Here is a 3892-nt window from a genome sequence, read left to right as displayed (position 1 = left end):
ACGCAACACCCCCGCCAACCGCCCCGCACGCTCCCACAACCCCCCATACGTCACCTGACGCACCCCACACACCACCGCCACCGCATCCGGACACCCCTCCACCCACCCACCAACCAACCCCAGCACCCCACCCACACCCGGAACCGCCACCACCGAATCACTCCACCCCGCCACCAACCGCCCACGCTCCACAGCGGACAACAACGGCAGATCAACGACGGCCTGCCCCGCATCGGCCGCGACCGCCTCCAGGACGAGTGACAGGTGGCCGGCCATACGCTCGACCGTCGTCGCGTCGAACAACGCGGTGCTGTACTGGATCTCGCCTGTCACCGCGCCGTCGGAGCCGCCGAGGAGGAGCGCGAGGTCGAACTTCATGAGCGGCGCCCCGGCCAGCAGGTCGGCTTCCTGCTCACCGTCCCCGTCGGCTCGGGGGCCGTTCTCGCTGGCGGCGTAGTAGAACCAGACCTGGAAGAGGGGGGACCGGGAGCGGTCGCGTTCGGTGACGAGGGCGTCGACCAGTTGCTCGAACGGGAGGTCCTGGTGCGCGTAGCCGTCCAGGGTGGTCCGCCGGACCCGGCCGAGGAGTTCGGCGAAGGTCGGGTCGCCGGACAGACTGGTGCGCAGCACCAGGGTGTTGACGAAGAAGCCGATCAGTTCCTCGGTCTCGGCGCGGGTCCGGCCCGCCGCAGGTGATCCCACCGCCACGTCGTCGGTACCGCAGTACCGGCTCAGGACCACGTCGAACGCCGCCAGCAGCGTCATGAACATCGTCGCGCCGTTCGCACGGGACACTGCTCGCAGCCCGTCCGCCACGGCAGCGGGGATGTGTACCCGTATCGAGGCACCCGCGCTGGAGGCGACCGGCGGCCGCGGCCGGTCCGTGGGCAGGTCCAGAACCGACACCTCGGCCAACTGCTCTGTCCAGTAGGCAAGTTGGCGGTCGATGACCGCGCCGGTGAGCCAGGAGCGCTGCCAGGCGGCGTAGTCGGCGTACTGCACCGTGAGCGGCGGCAGCGGATCCGGCTCGCCGGCCCGGCATGCCCTGTACAGGAGTTCCAGCTCGCGGCCGAAGATGCGGGCCGACCACTCGTCGGAGACGACGTGGTGCATCGACAGCACCAGCACATGTCCGGCCGCGCCCAGCCGGGCCAGGCACACGCGGAGGAGGGGCCCGGCCGCCAGGTCGAAGGGGGTGACCGCGTCCTGCACGATCAGCTGATGCAGGGCGGCCACGGGGTCGGCCAGACCGGACAGGTCAGCTGTCATCAGCGGTACCGGGCGCGGCGGGTCGATGACCTGACGGGCTACCCCGTCGGGATCAGCCACCAGCCGGGTGCGCAGCACCTCGTGCCGCGCCACTTCCGCGGTCAACGCCTCGCCGATGGCCCGTACGTCGAGGCCGGCGCCCAGCCAGATCGGCGACGGAACGTTGTACATCACCTCTTCCGGGTCCATCTGGTGCAGGAACCAGAGGCGTTGCTGGGCGAACGACAGGGGAAGCGGGCGGTCCCGGGGGACGGGGGTGACAGGTGGGGCGACCGGGCCGCCGGCGGTGTTCTCGATCGCCGCGGCCAGGTCCGTCAGCGTGGGGTGGTCGAACAGTTCGGCCAGCGCGAGTTCGGTGCCGAACACCTCACGGATACGGGAGATCACCTGGGTGGCCAGCAGCGAGTGCCCGCCCAGCTCGAAGAAGTCGTCGGCCGCTCCGACACGGTCGGTGCCCAGCACCCGTGCCCAGATCCCGGCCAGCAGTTCCTGTACGGGACCGGCCGGGGCCAGCCATGCGTCGGCCTCGGCACGCACCGGCCCGGGGTCCGGCAGCGCCGCCCGGTCCAGCTTTCCCGACGGGGTCAGCGGCAGGGCGGTCAGCTCGGTTAAGACCTGCGGGACCATGAACTCCGGAAGTCGGCCCCGTACGAACGCCCGTATCGTGGCGGTGGGCGGGATCCCCGTGGACGGGTCCGCGGGGACCAGGTAGGCGACCAGCCGTGCGGTGGCGCCGGTCCCGTCCACGACAACCGCCGCGGAGCGTACGGCGGGGTGGGCGGCCAGGGCTGCCTCGACCTCACCCGGCTCGATCCGGAAACCACGCACCTTCACCTGGCCGTCGGCCCGGCCCAGGAAGTCCAGCCGGCCGTCGGGCAGCCAGCGGACCCGGTCACCCGTCCGATACAGACGCGAACCGTCTTCCGCGAACGGGTCGGCGACGAAACGCTCCGCCGTCAACGCAGAACGGCCCCCATAGCCACGGGCCAGCTGCGGACCACCGATGTACAACTCCCCCGGCACCCCGACCGGCACCGGGTTCAACGACCGGTCCAGCACGAACAACCGCGTGTTGACCGTCGGCACCCCTATCGACGGCCCGGTCTGCCCCACGGCTTCGACCGCGCCGGTCGTCACCATGACCGTCGCCTCCGTCGGACCATACGTGTTGACCAACCGCCGGCCCTCGGCCCACGCCCGCGCCATCGTCGCCGTCAACCGCTCCGCACCCGACAACACCGTGTTCAAGCCCGGCACCCGCGCCGGATCCAGCACCTCCAGCAACGACGGAACGACACTCGCAGCCTCCACCCCCAGCGCCGCCACCATGCCCGCCAGACGGGCGGGTTCAGCACGCTCGGCACCTGCCGCCACCACCAGCGTGCCACCACGACCCAACGTCACCGCCACGTCCAGCACGGCCGCGTCGAAACTCAACGACGCGAACTGCAACACCCTCGCCCCCGGAGACACACCGAGCACCGGCCCGATCGCCGCCACCAGGTTCACCACCCCGGCGTGAGACACCTGCACACCCTTCGGCATGCCCGTCGACCCCGACGTGTAGATCACATACGCCAGCTGACCCGGATCCACCGCTACCGTCGACAGCAGTTCCGAAGAAGCATCCGCGGCCAGGTCCTCCAGCCACACCACCGGAAGACCCTTCGCTGCCGACCCGATCAGACCAGCCGCCACCCGCCGATCCGCCAGCACAGCCACCACACCGGCATCGGCCAGCATGAACTCCAGCCGCTCGGGCGGGTATTCAGGATCCAGCGGCAGATACGCGCCACCCGCCAGCCACACCCCCAGCACCGCCGTCACCATGTCCACCCCACGCGGCAGACACAACCCCACCACCGACTCCGGGCACACACCTCGCGCACGCAACCGCCGCGCCAACCGGCCCGCGCGCTCGACCAGCCCGCCGTAGGTCAGCCACTCCTGCCCGGATACGACCGCCGTCGCATCCGGGTGCTCCGCCGCCCGCTCCAGGATGAGTTCGCCGATGCCGTGCGCGACGGGAACGGGTCCCGTCGTCTCGTTCCAGCGCCGCACCACCTGGTCGCGCTCGGCCGCCGTCAGGACCGGTATCCGGGACAGCGGACGCTCCGGGTCGGCCGCCACCGTTCCCAGGGTCGCGAGCACGTGACCTGCCAGGCGCTCCACGGTCGCCGCGTCGAACAGGGCCGTGCTGTAGTCGATCCGCCCGGTGACGGCCCCGCCCGTGTCTCCCAGCGTCAGCGCCAGGTCGTACTTCACCTGGAAGCCGCCGTTGAGTGCGTCGGTCGTCGGGGTGTACTCGACGGCTTCGGCGTCACGGGTGCCGGGCTCCTGGCGGCCGTAGCTGATGAGCACCTGGAACAACGGGGTGCGGGACCGGTCCCGGCTGCTGACCATGGCGTCCACGAGCTGCTGGAACGGCAGATCCTGGTGGGAGTACGCGTCCAGCGCCGATCGCCGTACTCTGCCCGTCAGTTCGGTGAAGGTCGGTTCGCCGGACAAGTCGGTCCGCAGCACGAGGGTGTTGACGAAGAACCCGATCAGGTCCTCGGTCTCCGCCCGGTTCCGGCCCGCGACCGGCGACCCGACCACCACGTCATCGGTGTCCGCGTACCGG

Annotated in this window: 1 protein-coding gene; it reads right to left on the bottom strand. The window is 70.9% G+C overall.

Annotated elements, in window-relative coordinates; translation table 11 throughout:
• On the bottom strand, positions 1 to 3892 hold a 3892-nt coding region (locus tag ACFWPQ_RS51875), incomplete at both ends, for an amino acid adenylation domain-containing protein (RefSeq protein WP_384052176.1).

This window comes from Streptomyces sp. NPDC058464 (assembly GCF_042721035.1).
In the GTDB taxonomy this organism is placed as follows: Bacteria; Actinomycetota; Actinomycetes; order Streptomycetales; family Streptomycetaceae; genus Streptomyces.
The sequence above is the reverse complement of the archived record's forward strand: the minus strand, read 5'-3'. Positions and strand labels throughout refer to the sequence as shown.